This window comes from Streptomyces calvus (assembly GCF_006782915.1).
In the GTDB taxonomy this organism is placed as follows: domain Bacteria; phylum Actinomycetota; class Actinomycetes; order Streptomycetales; family Streptomycetaceae; genus Streptomyces; species Streptomyces calvus.
Genome location: NZ_VCNP01000056.1, coordinates 1,042,199 through 1,057,225, shown reverse-complemented (window position 1 = coordinate 1,057,225; position 15,027 = coordinate 1,042,199). Strand labels below are relative to the sequence as shown.

Here is a 15,027-nt window from a genome sequence, read left to right as displayed (position 1 = left end):
CGGACGGCGTCCGGCTCAGCGGCCTCCTCGCGCGTCAGGCGGCGTCCAGCTCGGCGATCTCCTCGGGCGTGAGCACGAGGTCGGCGGCGCGCACCGAGTCACGGATGGACTCCGGCCGGCTCGCTCCCGGGATCGGCACGACGACCGGCGACTTGGCGAGCATCCACGCCAGGCACACCTGGTGCGCGCTCACCCCGTGCGCCTGCGCGATGCGCCCGAACGGGGCGTGGGCGGTGGCGAGTTCACCGGCCCGGGAGATGCCGCCGAAGGGGCCCCACGGCAGGAACGCGATGCCGAGTTCGTCGCACAGGCGCAGTTCCGGCTCGCTGGAGCGGAAGACCGGGGAGAACTGGTTCTGCACCGAGACCAGGCGCCCGCCGAGGATCTCGTCGGCCTGCCGGATCTGGTCCGGGTCGGCGTTGGAGATGCCCGCCATGCGGATCTTCCCCTCGTCCAGCAGCTCGCGCAGCGCGCCGACGGACTCCGCGTACGGGATCCGGGGGTCGGGCCGGTGGAACTGGTAGAGCCCGATGGCCTCCACCCCGAGCCGGCGCAGGGACGCCTCGCAGGCGCTCCTGAGGTGCGCGGGGCTGCCGTCCAGCGTCCAGCTGCCGTCGCCGGGCCGCAGATGGCCGCCCTTGGTGGCGACCAGTACGTCGCCGCCCCGCTCGTGGGAGGCGAGGGCCTTGGCGACCAGCGTCTCGTTGTGGCCGACCTCGTCGGCTCCCATGTGGTAAGCGTCCGCGGTGTCGATCAGCGTGACACCGGCGTCCAGCGCGGCGTGCAGGGTGGCCAGGGAACGGGCCGTGTCGGGGCGGCCCTCGATGGACATGGGCATGGCGCCCAGTCCGACGGCGCTGACCTCGACATCACCGATACGGCGGGTGTGCATGGGCGCGTGACCTCTTCCGGCTGTCGCTTCGCGGGGCTGCGGGGAAAGCGCGTACCAGCCTGCTCGGCGCGCGGCCGGAAATCCAATAGAAGAAAGCGAACGCATTCAGCAGACGGGGCGCTGAATCCGGCCGACGGTCGCCCCGTGGGCGCCGCCGCGCGGTGGTCGGTGCCCGGCGTTACGCTGCGCGGAGCCGACTTTGCACCCATTCGGGAGGTTCTCATGGCCTCGGTCCTCAACCCGTATCTCAGCTTCGACGGGGACGCACGGCAGGCGATGGAGTTCTACAAGGACGTCTTCGGCGGCGAGCTGCGCCTCAACACCTACGGCGACTTCGGGCAGCCCGGCGCCGAGAACGCCGACAAGATCATGCACGGCATGCTCAGGACCACCGAGGGCTTCACCCTCATGGGCGCCGACATGCCGCCGGGCATGGAGCACAGTCCCGGCAACACCTTCGCCGTGAGCGTCAGCGGCGAGGACGAGTCCACGCTGCGCGGCTACTGGGAGAAACTCTCCAGCGGCGGCTCGGTGTCCGTGCCGCTGGAGAAGCAGATGTGGGGAGACGTCTTCGGGATGTGCACGGACCGCTTCGGCATCCCGTGGATGGTCGACATCAGCCGGCCAGAGGGCTGAGCCCGTCCCCGTCGCGGGGCGGACCGCTCGTGCCCCGCACCACCAGTTTCGGGTCCAGCACCGCCTCGCGCGGGCCGAGTTCCTCGTCCCGCAGCCGCTCCACGGCGAACCGCACCGCGTGCTCGGCCATCAGGGCGGCGTCCTGGCGGACCGTGGTCAGGCCGATCGGCATCAGATGGGACAGATGACTGTCGTCGTAGCCGACCACGGACAGGTCGCCCGGGACGTCAACGCCTGCCCGCGTCATGACCATCAACAGGCCCATCGCGCACCGGTCGTTGCCCGCGAGGACGGCGGTCGGCAGCGGTACCCCCCGGTCGCGCTCCGCCAGCAGCATCCGGCCGGTCTCGATGCCGGACCGCTCGGTGTGCTCGCCCGGGATCACCCTCAGTTCGGCCTCCAGGCCGTGGCGGCGCATCGCGGCCCGGTACGCGCGCCGCCGCTCGGCGGAGCCGGGGCCGCGCCCGCCGTCGATGTGCACGATCCTGCGGTGCCCCAGCCCCACCAGGTGGTCCATCGCCTGGCGTACGCCCTTGCCCTCCGCGGTGTGCACGAAATCGACCGGGGCGTTGGGGACGCGACGGCTGACCGAGACGGTGACCAGGCGCCGCCCCAGCTGTTCGAGACACTCCTGATCGGCGTCGGCCCCGAGCAGGATGAGCGCCTCACAGCGGTGCCCGAGCAGCGCCTCGGCCGCCTGGGACTCGCTGCGGCCCCGCGCGGCCGCCGAGAGCAGGACGTCGTAGCCGAGCCGCTCGGCCTCCGGGTAGATGCCCTCGATCAGGTCCATGTGGAAGGTCTGGTGCACGGTGAACATCACGCCGAGCGTGCGGCTGCGCCCGCGGGCCAGCAGCCGGGCGGCGCTGTCGGGGCGGTAGCCGATCTCGTCGGCCACGCGCAGCACCCGCTCGCGGGTCTCGCGGCCCGCTCCCGGCTGGTTGCGGAAGACGATCGAGACCAGCGCGCGGGACACCCCCGCCTTCGCGGCGACGTCCGCCATCGTGGGCCGCGACCTGCCCGATCCGTCCACTCGTGAACCACACCCTCCGGCGTCCGCCCGCCCCCGCGGGCTCCCGCGGTGTCCGGCGAGCGGCTGTTGACACGACATTTCGTCCGGGATCATCGTACTGACCTGGAGCGCGTCAGTAGCGCGCGCCAGGGACCCGCGACGAACACAGACGGTCCGGCGGCGGACGCCGGCCCCGGAGAGGCGGCGGCATGCGGATCGGACTGCTCGGCACCGGACCGTGGGCGCGGATGGCGCACGCGCCCGCGCTCGACGGTCACCCGGACGTCGAGTTCACCGGCGTGTGGGGCCGCCGGCCCGAGGCCGCCCGGGAACTGGCGGCCCTCCATGGCGTCCGGGCCTACGACGACGTGGACGCCCTGTACGCCGACGTGGACGCCGTCGCCGTCGCGCTGCCGCCCGCGGTACAGGCCGAGTCGGCGGTGCGGGCGGCCCGGGCCGGCTGTCATCTGCTGCTCGACAAGCCGCTCGCGCCGACGGTCGCGCAAGGGCGGGCGGTGGTCGAGGCGGCGGCCGAGGCCCGGGTCGCGTCGGTGGTGTTCTTCACCACCCGCTTCCAGCCCGGCCCGCAGGAGTGGATCACCGAACAGGCCCGGGTGGGCGGCTGGTTCACCGGGCGGGCGCAGTGGCTCGGGGCGGTGTTCACCGCCGGGGACAGCCCTTTCGCCGCCTCTGCGTGGCGGCGGGAGAAGGGCGCGCTGTGGGACGTCGGCCCGCACGCCCTGTCCGTGCTGCTGCCGGTGCTCGGCGACCCCCGGCGGGTGACGGCGGCCGCGTACGGTCCCGGGGACACCGTGTATCTCGTCCTCGACCACGCGAGCGGCGCGTCGAGCAGCCTCACCCTGAGCCTGACCGCTCCGCCGGCCGCGGCGGGCGCCGCGGTCGAACTCCGCGGCGAGTCCGGGGTCACGCACCTCCCGGAGGCCACCGACGGGCCGGTCCCGGCCCTCACCCGGGCCCTGGACGCGCTCCTCACCGCGGCCGCCACGGGCACCGCCCACCCGTGCGACGCGGCATTCGCCCTCCGCGTCACCGAAACCCTGGCCACGGCCGAGGCGCTGCTGCGCGACGGAACGCCCTGACCGGGCCACGGCGGAGGCACTGCTGCGCGACAGAACGCCCTGACCTGGCCACGGCCGAGGCACTGCTGCGCGACGGAACGCCCCGACCGGGCGCCGGCGCGTGAACGACTCCGGCGCGGACACCCCCACGCGGACCTCGGCGGCGAACCCGTGGAACTCCCGCCGGGCGCGTGGGCTGTCCTGGCGCGGCCGGTGCCGTGAGCGCGGCCTCGAGGGGCCGACGGTCCCGGCCCGCGACGTCACGGCCCAGGACGCCGGACAACCCGGTGCTAAAATGGGTGCGTTGGCCTTCGGCACGCCACGTGGGTGTGCCCGGAGGCTTTTTTCATGCCTTCCGACACCTCCGCACCCAGCACGTCTCCCACCGCCGGCTACCGTGGCCTGCTCCGCAACCGTGAGTTCGCCGGCTTGTACGCCGGCTTCACCCTGACGGTCGCCGCGAGCACCTTGTCGGGCTTCGCGCTCGGCACGCTGGTCAACCATCGGACCAACTCCCCGTTCCTGACCGCCGTCAGCATGTACGGCTCCACGTTCGCGACGGTGCTCGGTGCGCTGACGCTCATGTCGGTCGCGGACGGAAAGCGCCCGCGCCGGACCCTCGTCGCGCTCCAGTGCGTCTCGCTCGTGGGTGTGGCCGCACAGGCGGTTCCCGGGCTGCCGCTCGCCGCCCGGTTCGGCCTGCTCCTCGTGCTGGGATTCCTCCAGTCCCTGGGCACGGGAACACGGATGGGGTTGCTCGCCGAGGTGGTGCCGGACTCCACGTACGCACTGGCACGTTCACTGATGAACATCACCTCGGGCGGCACGGCCGTCCTCGGCTACGCCACCGGCGCGGTACTTCTGCGGTACCTGAGCCCGCAGGAGGTCTTCGTCGCCGCGGCGGCCCTGACCGGAGCCGGATCGGTCATCGTGGCGGCGACTGTCCGGGAACGCTCGATCCGTCCGGCCTCCCGGCCCGGACTGCGCCGGACCTGGAAGACGAACATCGCGCTCTTCTCCCACTCCGGCCACCGCGCGCTGCTGCTGAACCTGTGGGTCCCCAACGGCCTGGTCGTCGGTTGCGAGGCGCTGTTCATCTCCTACGCCCCGGAGCACGCCGGCGCCTTCCTGGCCGCCGGATCGGCAGGCATGCTCCTCGGTGACCTGACGGTCGGCCGACTGCTCACCGCCGGGCAGCGACGCCGCTGTGCGTTCCCCCTGCGACTGCTGCTCGCCGTCCCTTACCTGCTGTTCGTCCTCCACCCGCCGGTGCCGGTGGCGACAGCCGCGGTGTGCATCGCCAGTGCCGGGTTCGCCGCCACCCTGCCGCTCCAGGAGCAACTTCTGGAGCTGACCCCCGATCCGGTCCGCGGCCAGGTCCAGGGAGTCGAGTCCGCCGGGCGGATGACGTGGCAGGGCATCGGAGCCGCGGTCGCCGGCGGCGTTGCCCAGCACTCCGCCCCCGCCACCGCCATCACGGCCGTGGCCGCGGTCTCCGTCGCCATCACCGTCCTGTCCCGGCCCTTCGTGGTCCGCGCCCGAGCCGTCCGCGTCGAGACGGCCGACGTACGAGCCGACCCGAGGTAGTCGCTCACCGGGTGACGCCAGCTCGGCACTTCGAAGCCCTCGCACACCCTGCCGCTCCTGCCCGCCCCGTCCCGCGCCCCGCCCGTCCTCCCCGTCCGCTGCGCAATGGAGCGCTCTCAGCGCGCTCCGTGTTCGCCCGCTCCGCTCGCCTTAAGTCACCCTTAAAGGCCGGTTAAGCCCTCGTGGGCTCTTCGTCGGCGTTTCAAGTAGGCGCAGGTCAACGCGGGTTGAGGACAAGTCGGACCATTGGCGGGACCCGTCGCTGTCCCTACCATCGAAACCCGCGCCGGTCCCGGCCCGCGGGCATGAGAGCGCTCTCAGCACGCCGAGGGCGCCTCCCGTGTCCGTCCCCCCACGCCGGCCCGGCGCGGTCAGGAAGCCGCACGAACACTCCAGGAGACCCCCACATGACTCCTCGTCACCAGCGCAACCTCGGCCGCCGCAAGCTTCTCTTCGCCCTCGGCGGAGCCGCCGTGGCCGTCCCCGCCGCGGCCGCGCTCGCTCCGCACGCCCTCGCGGGGCAGTCCGGTGAGCGCAGGGCCAAAGCCGCGGCGGCGGGGCCCCTGCCGCTGACGATCGTGAACAACAGCGGCTCCTTCGACAACGCGAACGTGCACCTGTACGTCGTGGGCAACGCGGACGGCCGTCAGGTGCGCCTCACCCCCGACGGCACGCTGGCCCCGATCGCCGCGTCCGACAACGGCTCCGACGGCTTCACCGACTACGCGATCAGCCTGTCCGGCGGCGAGACCAAGCTGTCCCTGCCGTACATGTCGGGCCGGATCTACGTGGCGCTCGGCGGGAAGCTCAAGCTGAAGGCCGTCACGGACGGCAACGGCAACGCCGCGCTGCAGTACCCGGCCGGCTGGGTCTCCTCCGACCCCAACTACGGCGTGCTGCACGACTGCGCCGAGTTCACGTACAACTCCTCCGGCATGTTCTGCAACACGACGATGGTCGACATGTTCAGCGTGCCGCTGAGCATCCGGCTCACCGGCTCCAAGGAGCAGACGACCGGCACCGTGCGCGAGGGCGGCCGCGCGGCCGCGTTCGCCGCCGTCAAGGAGGTGGAGGCCTTCTCCCGGCTCGTCGTGGACGAGACCCGGATCATCGCCCCCGGCCACGGGCTGGACGCCGGCCTGTTCGCCGAGGACTACTTCGCCCAGTACATCGACGAGGTGTGGAGCACCTACACCGGCAAGGACCTCAAGATCACCACCAATGCCGGCACGTTCACCGGCCGGGTGCGCGGCGACCGGTTCACCTTCGACGGGCCCGCCCAGGCCTCGTTCGGCAAGCCGTCGACGCGGGACGTGCTGTTCTGCGACGGCGCCCTCGCCGCCCCGAACGACGGCACCACCGGGCCGGTCGCCGCGGTGCTGGGCGCCGGCTTCAACCGTTCGACGCTCCTCAGCCACCCCGACCAGCCGACCACCGACGCGTCGGTCTTCTACGGCACCGAGCTGACCAACCACTACTCCAAGGCCATGCACACGGCCACCGAGGACGGCAAGGCGTACGGCTTCGCCTTCGACGACGTGGCCGACTTCGCCTCGTACATCCAGGACACGGCCCCGACGGGCCTGCAGCTGACGATCAGCCCCTTCTAGTCCGGCCGCCGTGCCGGTCCGGCCGGACCGGAGTGCTGGCAGTCCGGACAGTCAGGGCAGTCCGGCTGGACCGGCACGGCAGCCTCGCGTGCGTTTCCCCGCCGGGGTGTGCGACCCGGGCCCGCACCGCAGGAGCAGGTTTCCCGCGGGCCCGGGAAGGTACCCCGGGATCCAGGAGGCGGCCCTTCACCGCGGTGCCGCGAGCGTTCCGGATGCACGGCGGGCTCCCGCGTTGAATGGTGAGATATCGGACCCGATGACAGCACCGGGGCCGCAACAGCGAACCGGACCCGAGGAGCCAGAAGATGTCGACGTCCCAGCCCGACGCGTCCCGGCAGCCCGAGGACCGCACCACCCCGGACAGCCTGCTCCACGCCCGCACCGGCACCGATGTGTCGCCGGAGGACCTGGTCCTTGCCTCGGGCAAGGACCTCACGCCGCACAACCTCGACTGGGCCAAGCGGAAGCTGGCCGAGGAGGGGCCCGCCGCCCTGGACAAGATGCTGCCCTGAATCCCCGCGTCCCCTGACCCGGGGGCCCTGTCGGCGAAGTTCCGGGGCGCGTCCCCGGCGAAGGGGTCACGGAGCGCCTCGCGCTGAAGGGGTTGCACACGGGACGGGACGGCGCCGCCGGTCCGCGGCCTCACGGCTGCGGACCGGCGGCGCCGCCCTGTCCGGCCTCGGGTGCCGTCCGTCCCGGTCATCAGGTGGCGGGGTGCCTCGAGAACGGTCGTTCCGGCTGCCCTCGCGGGGCGCCTCAGGCTCAGCCCGGTCCCGGTCGCCCTTCAGGTTCAACCTCGTCGTCCCTCAGGCAGGTTCCGCCCGATCCTCGTCGTCAGGCGTCTCAGGCCCCGTCCCGGTCCCGGTCCTCGGGCAGCACGGTGTCCTCCTCGACGACGTGGACCGCGGCTTCCTCCGCCCCGGCGGCCCCGCCGTCGATGCCCACGTCGTCGGCCACGGACTCCTTCGTGGTGTCGCTGCGGGCGCCCTCGTCGGGCGCGACCAGGCGTCCGGCACGGTCGGTGCCCGCCTGCGGGTCGACCGGCTCGCCCTCACCGCCCGGCAGGTCGCCCACCTCGTCACCCGCGGGCCCGGACGCGTCGGGCACCTCCTGCGCCAGCCGCTGGTCGAGGCTCTCCCCGTCGTGCTGCTCGGCGGCCGTGGTGCCGTACTTGGTGACGCCCAGGGGCTTCTCCGGTGGCGAGTAGCCCTCGTCCAGGGTGTCGTCGTAGGACCGCTCGTCGAGGGCGTCCTGCATGTCGAGCGGCGCGGCGTCCTCCTGCTCCTCGTTGCTCCCGGTGGGCTGGTACACGTCGTCGGCCATCGGTTCGCTGCCCATGGCTGCCTCCCTGTCACGCTGCGTCGGCTCGTATCGTCCGCGGTGTCAGATCCGCGTTTCCCGTGACGCGATCTCTAACCCCGTGCGCCGGACGACAGGGAACCCGCCGCGCGGGGCGAGGTCACACGGGCGCGTTCGGGCCGTCGGGCCGGGATTGCCGCCGTTCGACCACGGCGACGCTCAGCCGCCGCGTCTCCGCCTCGGCGAGCCGTTCGTAGCCGTCCTCGGTGATGACCGACACGACCGGGAAGATGCGGCGTGCCAGGTCCGGGCCGCCGGTCGCGGAGTCGTCGTCGGCCGCGTCGTAGAGCGCCTCCAGGGCGGCCAGGGCGGCCTCCTCACGGGTCATCTCCGGCCGGTACAGCTTCTTCAGCGCTCCCCTGGCGTACGGCGAGCCGGAGCCCTCGGCGTGGAAGCCGTCCTTCTCGTAGCGGCCGCCGACGGCGTCGAAGGAGAAGATCCGGCCGCGTCCCCCGCCGGGCCCTGCGCTGTCGTAGCCGGCGAGCAGCGGGACGACGGCGAGGCCCTGCATGGCCTGCGCGAGGTTCTGCCGGATCATGGTCGCCAGCCGGGTCGCCTTCGCCGCGAGGGTCATGGGGACGCCCTCGATCTTCTCGAAGTGCGCGAGTTCGACCTGGTAGAGCCGCACCATGTCCAGGGCGATGCCCACGGACCCGGCAATCGCGATCGCGGTGTGGTCGTCGGCGGGCAGCACCTTCTCCAGGTCGCGCTGGGCGATCAGATGGCCCAGCGTGGCCCTGCGGTCGCCGGCGACCAGCACGCCGTCGCGGTACGTGAGCGCGAGAACGGTGGTGCCGTGCGGGGCCCGCACACCGCGGACGTCGTCGGGCAGGGCGCGCGGGGCCGGCAGGTCGGGTCGGTGGGCCGCCAGGAACTCGGTGAAGGACGAGGTCCCCGGAGTGAAGAACTCCTCCCCCAGCCGCCCTTCGTGATCGCTCGCCGTCATGCCGTCCGCCCCCTCGTCGCCCGTCCGCGCACCGACAACCGACTCCTACCTGGCCCGGCCGCGCGGGAAACACCGGACGGCGGGACGCCGACGGTCCTCATCCGGCGGGGACGGAGCCCGGCGCCGGGGCGATACGGGCCTCGAGGCCGCCGATCCGGTGGGCGGGCCAGTCGCGGGCGTAGCCGGGCGGCGTACCGCCGGGGCCGGTGAACGCGGCGACGGGAATGCGCCCGGCGGTGCGGACGATCTCGGCGACCGTGGTGTTCTCGTTGTTGCCGGAGGTCGCGCCGGAGGAGCAGCCGGTGTAGTAGCCGATCGGGATGGCCTCGTGGCCGGTGACCAGGCAGGGCGGGCGGACACCGAGCCGGTGCAGTTCGCCGGCCGTGCGGGCCCAGTCACGGCGGCTGTCGACGTTGCGGTCCACCGTGTACACCAGGACCGTCAGCTGCACCGTCAGATGGCCGGCCAGCCCGAGCGCGACCAGTGCCCTGACGGTCGGCCGCCACCTTCCGCGCGGTGCGGTGACCAGGTGCCACAGGGCGTCGGCGACCGGGATCGCGAGGAGGGCGTAGGCGGGCTGGAGGAAGCGGGGCGCCGCGTAGCCGATCATGAACAGGTACGGGAGCGCGGAGGTCGTGGCGCAGGCCAGCGGCAGCAGCGTGCGCAGGGTGCGCCGGGCCCGTACGGCGACGATCAGCCCGAGGACGGCGAGCAGCGGCAGGACGAACCACCACAGGGTGATCACCGGGTGGGGCATCGACCCGGTGCAGGGGCGGCACAGGGCCCGGCCGCCCAGGCTGCGGAGCTGGTCGTCGACGGCGATCTGCCAGCCGAGCCCGCCCTGGATGCGGGAGGCCTCGGCCAGCCGCTCCCGCAGGCCGCCGAACGCGGCGTACGCCTCGACCGCCCACGGAACGGCACCGGCCGCGAGTCCGCCCACGAGGGCGAGCAGCAGTCGCGGTGACCGGAGGGCGAGGACGGTGACGAGGAGCGGGACCGTCACCCAGACGGCGTCGGCGGGCCGCATCCACGCCATGAGCGCGGCCCCCGCCACCACGCCCCACAGCGGGCCGCGGGGCGCGGGGTCGGCGCGGTGGCGCAGCAGGCAGCCGACGGTGATCAGCGCGCCGACGGCGACCCAGTAGTTGGGCATGGCCTGGGGGCCGTAGAAGAGCGTCACCCACAGGGAGGCGAAGAAGGCTCCCGCGGTGACCAGCACCCGGGTCGGGAACAGACCGCGCCAGCAGCGCAGGGCCAGGTACAGGGCGAGGGCGGAGAGCACGGCCAGGTGGACGCGCAGCAGCACCGTGGACGACGACCAGGACGCCACGGGTGCCACCAGCAGGGAGACGCCCCGGGAGCGGGGCGCGCTGAAGAAGGCGGCCGGGTGGTGGGAGGTGACCTGGCTGACGTAAACGATCTCGTCCCAGCCGAGTCCCAGCACCGGTCGGACGAGGGCGAGTTGGGCGAGCGCGAAGACGGCGGCGAGCAGCGCGAGCGGCCCGGGCCGGCGTGTGCGACGGCGGGTGTGCGGCGCGGGCCACCGCTCGCCGCGCCGCCGGGTGCCGGCGAGGAGGGCACCGGGGCCGTCGCTCATCGTCCGTCCTTCGTTCCCGCGCGTCATGGGGCCCGGTTTCCAGCGGCCGTGCGTTCCACGGGCCGGGGTGGGGGAACCGGGTTTCCGGACAACGTTTCCGGAAAACAGGGACAAACTAACCCGCGGGCGTCGGGCGCGCAGGGCGGTATACGGCCAACCGCCTCACCCGCACCGGGCCCTCCGCCACGGCCCGGCTGCGCGCACGGCGGGCCGTGTCCGCGCACGGGTCACGGCACCACGGTGTGCGCGGGTCCTGGCCGGTGAGCGCGGCGCCGCCCAGCCGGAGCCGCTCGCCGGTGGTCACCGCCCACTGCCGAGCAGGTCCAGGTCCGTCACGACGCGGTCGGCGCCGTGCGCGTACAAGGCGTCGGTCCGCCCCACCCGGTCGACACCGACGACGTAGCCGAAGTGGCCGGCGCGGCCCGCCTCCATGCCGGCCAGCGCGTCCTCGAACACCGCGGCCTGGAAGGGCTGCACGCCGAGGTCCTCGGCGGCGGCGAGGAAGGTGTCCGGTTTCGGCTTGCCGGGCAGTCCGCGCTCGGCGGCGACCACGCCGTCGATCCGTACGTCGAAGAGGTCCTCGGCGCCGATCGAGCGCAGGACGTCACGGCAGTTGGCGCTGGAGGAGACGACCGCGGTGCGCAGCCCGCGGGCGCGGACCGCCTCGATGTAGCGCAGGGTGCCGTCGTAGGCCTCGACGCCGTGGCCGCGGATCCTCGCCAGCAGCAGACGGTTCTTGCGGTTGCCGAGGCCGTGCACGGTGCGGGCGTCGGGCGGGTCGTCGGGCGTGCCCTCGGGGATTTCGACGCCGCGGGAGGCGAGGAAGGTGCGCACACCGTCGGCGCGCGGACGGCCGTCGACGTACGCGTCGTAGTCGGCGTCGGTGAAGGGCCGGAAGGAGTCGCCGTCCCGTTCGCGCAGGAAGGCGTCGAACATCTCCTTCCAGGCGGCGGCGTGGACGACGGCCGTCTTCGTGACGACACCGTCGAGATCGAAGAGGCAGGCGCGAATACCGTCGGGCAGACCCAGAACCGTCATACGAGACACGGTTCCCCGTGCGGCGCCGCACAGTGAGTGGCGCGGGCCACATGGCCGCAGGACGCCGCCCTCCCCGGTGGCACACTCCCTGTGTGGCACTGACCTTCGACGACCTCATCACCCGCGCCCGTTCCCTGCCGAAGGACGGTCGGCGCGCGATCCTCGGCATCGCCGGCAGCCCCGGCGCGGGCAAGTCCACGCTCGCCGGACACCTGGTGCGGGAGCTGAACGGCACCGGCCGGCCATGGGTCGCGCACGTTCCCATGGACGGCTTCCACCTCGCCGACGCCGAACTCGACCGGCTGGGCCGCCGCGACCGCAAGGGCGCCCCGGACACGTTCGACGCCGCCGGATACGCGGCGCTGCTGCGCCGGCTGCGCGAGGAGCCGTACGACGACGTCGTGTACGCGCCCGGCTTCGAACGGGTGCTGGAGCAGCCGCTCGCGGGCGCCGTCCCGGTCCCGCCGAGCGCCCGGCTGGTGGTGACGGAGGGCAACTACCTGCTGCTGGACACCGGTGCCTGGGCGCGGGTGCGGCCGCAGCTCGACGAGGTGTGGTTCTGCGCGCTGGACGAGGAGGAGCGGCTGCGCCGGCTGATCGCCCGGCACGAGGAGTTCGGCAAGAGCCACGAGGAGGCGGTGGCGTGGGTGGAGCGCAGCGACCGGCGCAACGCCGAACTGATCGCGCCGACCCGGGAGCGGGCCGACCTGGTCGTGCCGGAGTCGGCGCTGCCCGGGGCGTCCCGGCCGGTGGAACCGGCTGGACGGGACGCGGTCCGCTGACGCAGGCTCTCGTTCCATGATCAGAGAAGCCACGGTGACCGACGTCCCCGAGATCCGCGCCATGATCCGCGAACTCGCCGCCTACGAGCGGGCCGCCGAGCAGGCCCGTGCCACGGAGGAGCAGCTCCGCGCGGCCCTGTTCGGGGAGCATCCCGCGGCGTCCGTCCTGATCGCCGAGGACGACGGCACCGGTGAGGTCGCGGGGTTCGCGCTGTGGTTCCGGCGCTTCTCGACCTGGACCGGTACGCGCGGCATGCACCTGGAGGACCTGTACGTGCGCCCGCACGCCCGGGGCGCCGGACACGGCCGGGCACTGCTGGCGGCCCTGGCGGCGATCTGCCGGGACAGCGGTTTCGAGCGCTTCGAGTGGATGGTGCTGGACTGGAACGAGCCGGCGATCGCCTTCTACGAGGCGCTCGGTGCGGAGCCGCTGAAGGAGTGGACGGTGTGCCGGCTGACCGGTGCCCCGCTCAGTGAACTGGCGGCGCGGGCACCGGCCGTGGCGGGCCGACCGGACTGACGGCCGGCCGGGCATCGAGTACCGCTTCGGGCGCGGTGCCGTGGGAGCGGGACCGGCCGGGCACGGTCGGCCGGACGCCCGACCGGCTCCGGTTCCGGTTCCGGTTCCGCCCGTTCGTGCTCCCTCGAGGGCTTTCGTGACAAGCCTGGTCACCGCGGTGCGTGGGCTATGTTGAAACCTTCGTGGGAGACGAAGGAGGCGCCCCGGTGCCATCGCCGCAGCAGGCACGCGCACAGGCATCCGCGATCACCTCGGGGAAGGCGGTCCAGGACACGGAGGTGTCCCCGACGGCCCAGCTCCGCAAGCTGTTCGACCGTCCCCGGCTCTCCCCCGGGCAGCGGCGCATCGCCCAGTACCTGATCGAGCACATCGCCGAGGCAGCGTTCCTGTCGATCACGGACCTCGCGGACCGGGTCGGGGTCAGCCAGCCCTCGGTGACCCGGTTCGCCTCGGCGGTCGGCTTCAGCGGCTACCCCGCGCTGCGCGAGAAGCTCCAGTCGATCACCCTCGGCACCCGTGCCGGCGGTGCCGCCGAGGAGATCCGGGGCAACGAGCTCCAGGCCGCCGTCGACGCCGAGATCGAGAACCTGGAAAATCTGCGGCGGGACTTCGCCGACACCGACCGGGTCATCGAGACGGGCCGCCGGCTGTCCGCGTCCACGCCGCTCACCGTGCTCGGTCTGCGCATCTCCGTCTCCCTGGCCGAGTACTTCGCCTACGCCGCCCGGCGCATCCACCCGGACGTACGGCTGGTGACGCGGGGCGGCAGCGTGGCCTACGACGCGCTGCTGCAGTCCCGGGAGGCGGGCGGCACCTGGGTGCTGGCGTTCTCCATGCCGCGGCACGCACAGGAGACCCTCACGGCCGTACGGGTCGCCCGCAGCGCCGGGCTGAAGGTCGCGCTGGTCACGGACCTGGCGCTGGGCCCGATCGTGGACGAGGCCGACGTCACCTTCGCCACCGGCACCGGGTCGCGGCTGGTGTTCGACTCCTACGCCGCCCCGGGCGTGATGTGCGCGGCACTGCTCCAGGCGATGACGGACGCGGATCCGGAGCGGACGCAGGCCCGGCTCGACGAGTACGAGCACGTCGCGGACGAGCACCACTTCTTCCTCCGGGACTGAATCCCGGCGAGGCCGGCGCGATCGCCGCGGACCGGAGGGCAGGCCCGTCCGAAGCACGCATGAATGTTTTCATACGTCTTGAAAACCAGACGGCATATATAAATACTGCACACGGATCGCGACCCGGCCGCTCCGGACCGCGCTCCACCACCCCTCACACGTCACCCGCTCCGCCCGGAAGGCCGACGGTCCGTCATGCGCAGCCAGCACCTCTCGCCGCGGATGACACGTGTCCCCACCGGGCGGCCTCGCGAACACTCTGAGCCGCCGGCTCCTACCCGCTCCTGCGGTCAGGGTGTTGGGCCGGGCTTCCCCTGCCCGGCCGCCCGTGGCGGCCCCGGTCGGCCCCTGGGCCGGGGCCGCCCCACCGCGTCGACCACCCCAGCGACGCCGTACACCCGGAAGCGATGATCATGTCCCTGACGTCCACGTGGCTCGGTCCCGACTGGCCCCGCCAGGTCAAGACCCCCGGCAGCTACGACTGGGAGCGCTCGGCGGCCAAGTGGCTGCGCGAGCTGGTGCCCGCGCGCTACGCGAGCTACCCCGCGCTGATGCGGCACCCCGTCCTGCTGGCCCGGCACGCGCAGATCCAGGTCGAGCACGAGATCCGGGTGGCCAGGACCGCCCTGCAGACCGCCCGTGCCGATCTGCCCCGGCTGGGACTCCACGAAGGTGTCATCGAGCACACCATCAAGCTCTACGCGGCCGAGGTCACACAGCTCCAGCACATCGCCCGCAGCGTGCGCGCGGTCACCCAGGCCCTGGCCCGGACCGCACGCTGACCGCACCGTCGCGGGGCCGCGCGGGGGCCGTGCGGGGGCCGTGCGGTCCGGGAGCGGCCCGCCGCC

At 73.3% G+C, this 15,027-nt stretch carries 15 protein-coding genes; 9 read left to right on the top strand and 6 right to left on the bottom strand.

Annotated elements, in window-relative coordinates; genetic code table 11:
* Nucleotides 1–34: 34 nt before the first annotated feature.
* Nucleotides 35–892 (bottom strand): aldo/keto reductase, encoded by an 858-nt coding sequence (locus FGW31_RS33025; protein ID WP_142197225.1) that lies wholly within the window; start codon nucleotides 890–892, stop codon nucleotides 35–37.
* Nucleotides 893–1,114: 222 nt separating this feature from the next.
* On the opposite strand from FGW31_RS33025, the gene FGW31_RS33020 reads away from it, so the two are divergent.
* Nucleotides 1,115–1,528, top strand: a complete 414-nt coding sequence (locus FGW31_RS33020; RefSeq protein WP_142197224.1) for a VOC family protein — start codon at nucleotides 1,115–1,117, stop codon at nucleotides 1,526–1,528.
* On the opposite strand, the gene FGW31_RS33015 is transcribed toward FGW31_RS33020, so the two are convergent.
* Complete coding sequence (locus FGW31_RS33015) at nucleotides 1,509–2,528, bottom strand: LacI family DNA-binding transcriptional regulator (protein ID WP_142197223.1); 1,020 nt, start codon at nucleotides 2,526–2,528, stop codon at nucleotides 1,509–1,511. The genes FGW31_RS33020 and FGW31_RS33015 overlap by 20 nt on opposite strands.
* Before the next feature lie 218 nt (nucleotides 2,529–2,746).
* Here FGW31_RS33015 and FGW31_RS33010 point away from each other — a divergent pair, with 218 nt between their 5' ends.
* The 4 genes from FGW31_RS33010 to FGW31_RS32995 all read left to right on the top strand — a co-directional run bounded on the left by FGW31_RS33010 (nucleotide 2,747) and on the right by FGW31_RS32995 (nucleotide 7,325).
* Nucleotides 2,747–3,637: a Gfo/Idh/MocA family protein gene (locus tag FGW31_RS33010; RefSeq protein WP_142197222.1), complete on the top strand. Its 891-nt coding sequence runs from the start codon at nucleotides 2,747–2,749 to the stop codon at nucleotides 3,635–3,637.
* 327 nt (nucleotides 3,638–3,964) lie between these two features.
* Nucleotides 3,965–5,203 carry an MFS transporter gene (locus tag FGW31_RS33005; protein ID WP_142197221.1) on the top strand — a complete coding sequence of 413 codons (1,239 nt, stop codon included), beginning with the start codon at nucleotides 3,965–3,967 and terminating at the stop codon, nucleotides 5,201–5,203.
* A gap of 407 nt (nucleotides 5,204–5,610) precedes the next feature.
* On the top strand, nucleotides 5,611–6,813 hold the full coding sequence (locus FGW31_RS33000; RefSeq protein ID WP_142197220.1) for a beta-1,3-glucanase family protein: 1,203 nt from the start codon (nucleotides 5,611–5,613) through the stop codon (nucleotides 6,811–6,813).
* Between the two features lie 305 nt (nucleotides 6,814–7,118).
* Nucleotides 7,119–7,325: a hypothetical protein gene (locus FGW31_RS32995; protein ID WP_142197219.1), complete on the top strand. Its 207-nt coding sequence runs from the start codon at nucleotides 7,119–7,121 to the stop codon at nucleotides 7,323–7,325.
* 331 nt (nucleotides 7,326–7,656) lie between these two features.
* Here FGW31_RS32995 and FGW31_RS32990 read toward each other — a convergent pair whose 3' ends face one another.
* From FGW31_RS32990 to FGW31_RS32975, 4 genes are all read right to left on the bottom strand, one after another.
* Nucleotides 7,657–8,151, bottom strand: coding sequence for a DUF5709 domain-containing protein (locus tag FGW31_RS32990; protein WP_142197218.1), 495 nt, complete (start codon nucleotides 8,149–8,151; stop codon nucleotides 7,657–7,659).
* Between the two features lie 121 nt (nucleotides 8,152–8,272).
* Nucleotides 8,273–9,118 carry a proteasome subunit beta gene (gene prcB, locus FGW31_RS32985; protein WP_142197217.1) on the bottom strand — a complete coding sequence of 282 codons (846 nt, stop codon included), beginning with the start codon at nucleotides 9,116–9,118 and terminating at the stop codon, nucleotides 8,273–8,275.
* Nucleotides 9,119–9,215: 97 nt separating this feature from the next.
* A complete protein-coding gene (locus FGW31_RS32980; RefSeq protein WP_142197216.1) occupies nucleotides 9,216–10,715 on the bottom strand; it encodes a hypothetical protein in 1,500 nt (499 codons plus the stop codon).
* Nucleotides 10,716–11,015: 300 nt separating this feature from the next.
* Nucleotides 11,016–11,753, bottom strand: a complete 738-nt coding sequence (locus FGW31_RS32975; protein ID WP_142197215.1) for a beta-phosphoglucomutase family hydrolase — start codon at nucleotides 11,751–11,753, stop codon at nucleotides 11,016–11,018.
* 92 nt (nucleotides 11,754–11,845) lie between these two features.
* Here FGW31_RS32975 and FGW31_RS32970 point away from each other — a divergent pair, with 92 nt between their 5' ends.
* From FGW31_RS32970 to FGW31_RS32955, 4 genes are all read left to right on the top strand, one after another.
* Complete coding sequence (locus tag FGW31_RS32970) at nucleotides 11,846–12,535, top strand: nucleoside/nucleotide kinase family protein (RefSeq protein WP_142197214.1); 690 nt, start codon at nucleotides 11,846–11,848, stop codon at nucleotides 12,533–12,535.
* A gap of 16 nt (nucleotides 12,536–12,551) precedes the next feature.
* Nucleotides 12,552–13,055: a GNAT family N-acetyltransferase gene (locus FGW31_RS32965; RefSeq protein WP_142197213.1), complete on the top strand. Its 504-nt coding sequence runs from the start codon at nucleotides 12,552–12,554 to the stop codon at nucleotides 13,053–13,055.
* A gap of 206 nt (nucleotides 13,056–13,261) precedes the next feature.
* Nucleotides 13,262–14,179, top strand: coding sequence for a MurR/RpiR family transcriptional regulator (locus FGW31_RS32960; RefSeq protein ID WP_182675003.1), 918 nt, complete (start codon nucleotides 13,262–13,264; stop codon nucleotides 14,177–14,179).
* Between the two features lie 407 nt (nucleotides 14,180–14,586).
* Nucleotides 14,587–14,961, top strand: coding sequence for a hypothetical protein (locus FGW31_RS32955; protein WP_161176145.1), 375 nt, complete (start codon nucleotides 14,587–14,589; stop codon nucleotides 14,959–14,961).
* Nucleotides 14,962–15,027 lie beyond the last annotated feature (66 nt).

Excerpts from the sequence above, each read along its gene's own strand:
- FGW31_RS32995 (WP_142197219.1), top strand. The coding sequence starts at position 7,119 with ATGTCGACGTCCCAGCCCGACGCGTCCCGGCAGCCCGAGGACCGCACC.
- FGW31_RS32965 (WP_142197213.1), top strand. The coding sequence starts at position 12,552 with ATGATCAGAGAAGCCACGGTGACCGACGTCCCCGAGATCCGCGCCATG.
- FGW31_RS32980 (WP_142197216.1), bottom strand. The coding sequence starts at position 10,715 with ATGAGCGACGGCCCCGGTGCCCTCCTCGCCGGCACCCGGCGGCGCGGC.
- prcB (WP_142197217.1), bottom strand. The coding sequence starts at position 9,118 with ATGACGGCGAGCGATCACGAAGGGCGGCTGGGGGAGGAGTTCTTCACT.
- FGW31_RS32990 (WP_142197218.1), bottom strand. The coding sequence starts at position 8,151 with ATGGGCAGCGAACCGATGGCCGACGACGTGTACCAGCCCACCGGGAGC.
- FGW31_RS33000 (WP_142197220.1), top strand. The coding sequence starts at position 5,611 with ATGACTCCTCGTCACCAGCGCAACCTCGGCCGCCGCAAGCTTCTCTTC.
- FGW31_RS32955 (WP_161176145.1), top strand. The coding sequence starts at position 14,587 with ATGATCATGTCCCTGACGTCCACGTGGCTCGGTCCCGACTGGCCCCGC.
- FGW31_RS33010 (WP_142197222.1), top strand. The coding sequence starts at position 2,747 with ATGCGGATCGGACTGCTCGGCACCGGACCGTGGGCGCGGATGGCGCAC.
- FGW31_RS33020 (WP_142197224.1), top strand. The coding sequence starts at position 1,115 with ATGGCCTCGGTCCTCAACCCGTATCTCAGCTTCGACGGGGACGCACGG.
- FGW31_RS32975 (WP_142197215.1), bottom strand. The coding sequence starts at position 11,753 with ATGACGGTTCTGGGTCTGCCCGACGGTATTCGCGCCTGCCTCTTCGAT.
- FGW31_RS33025 (WP_142197225.1), bottom strand. The coding sequence starts at position 892 with ATGCACACCCGCCGTATCGGTGATGTCGAGGTCAGCGCCGTCGGACTG.
- FGW31_RS33015 (WP_142197223.1), bottom strand. The coding sequence starts at position 2,528 with ATGGCGGACGTCGCCGCGAAGGCGGGGGTGTCCCGCGCGCTGGTCTCG.
- FGW31_RS33005 (WP_142197221.1), top strand. The coding sequence starts at position 3,965 with ATGCCTTCCGACACCTCCGCACCCAGCACGTCTCCCACCGCCGGCTAC.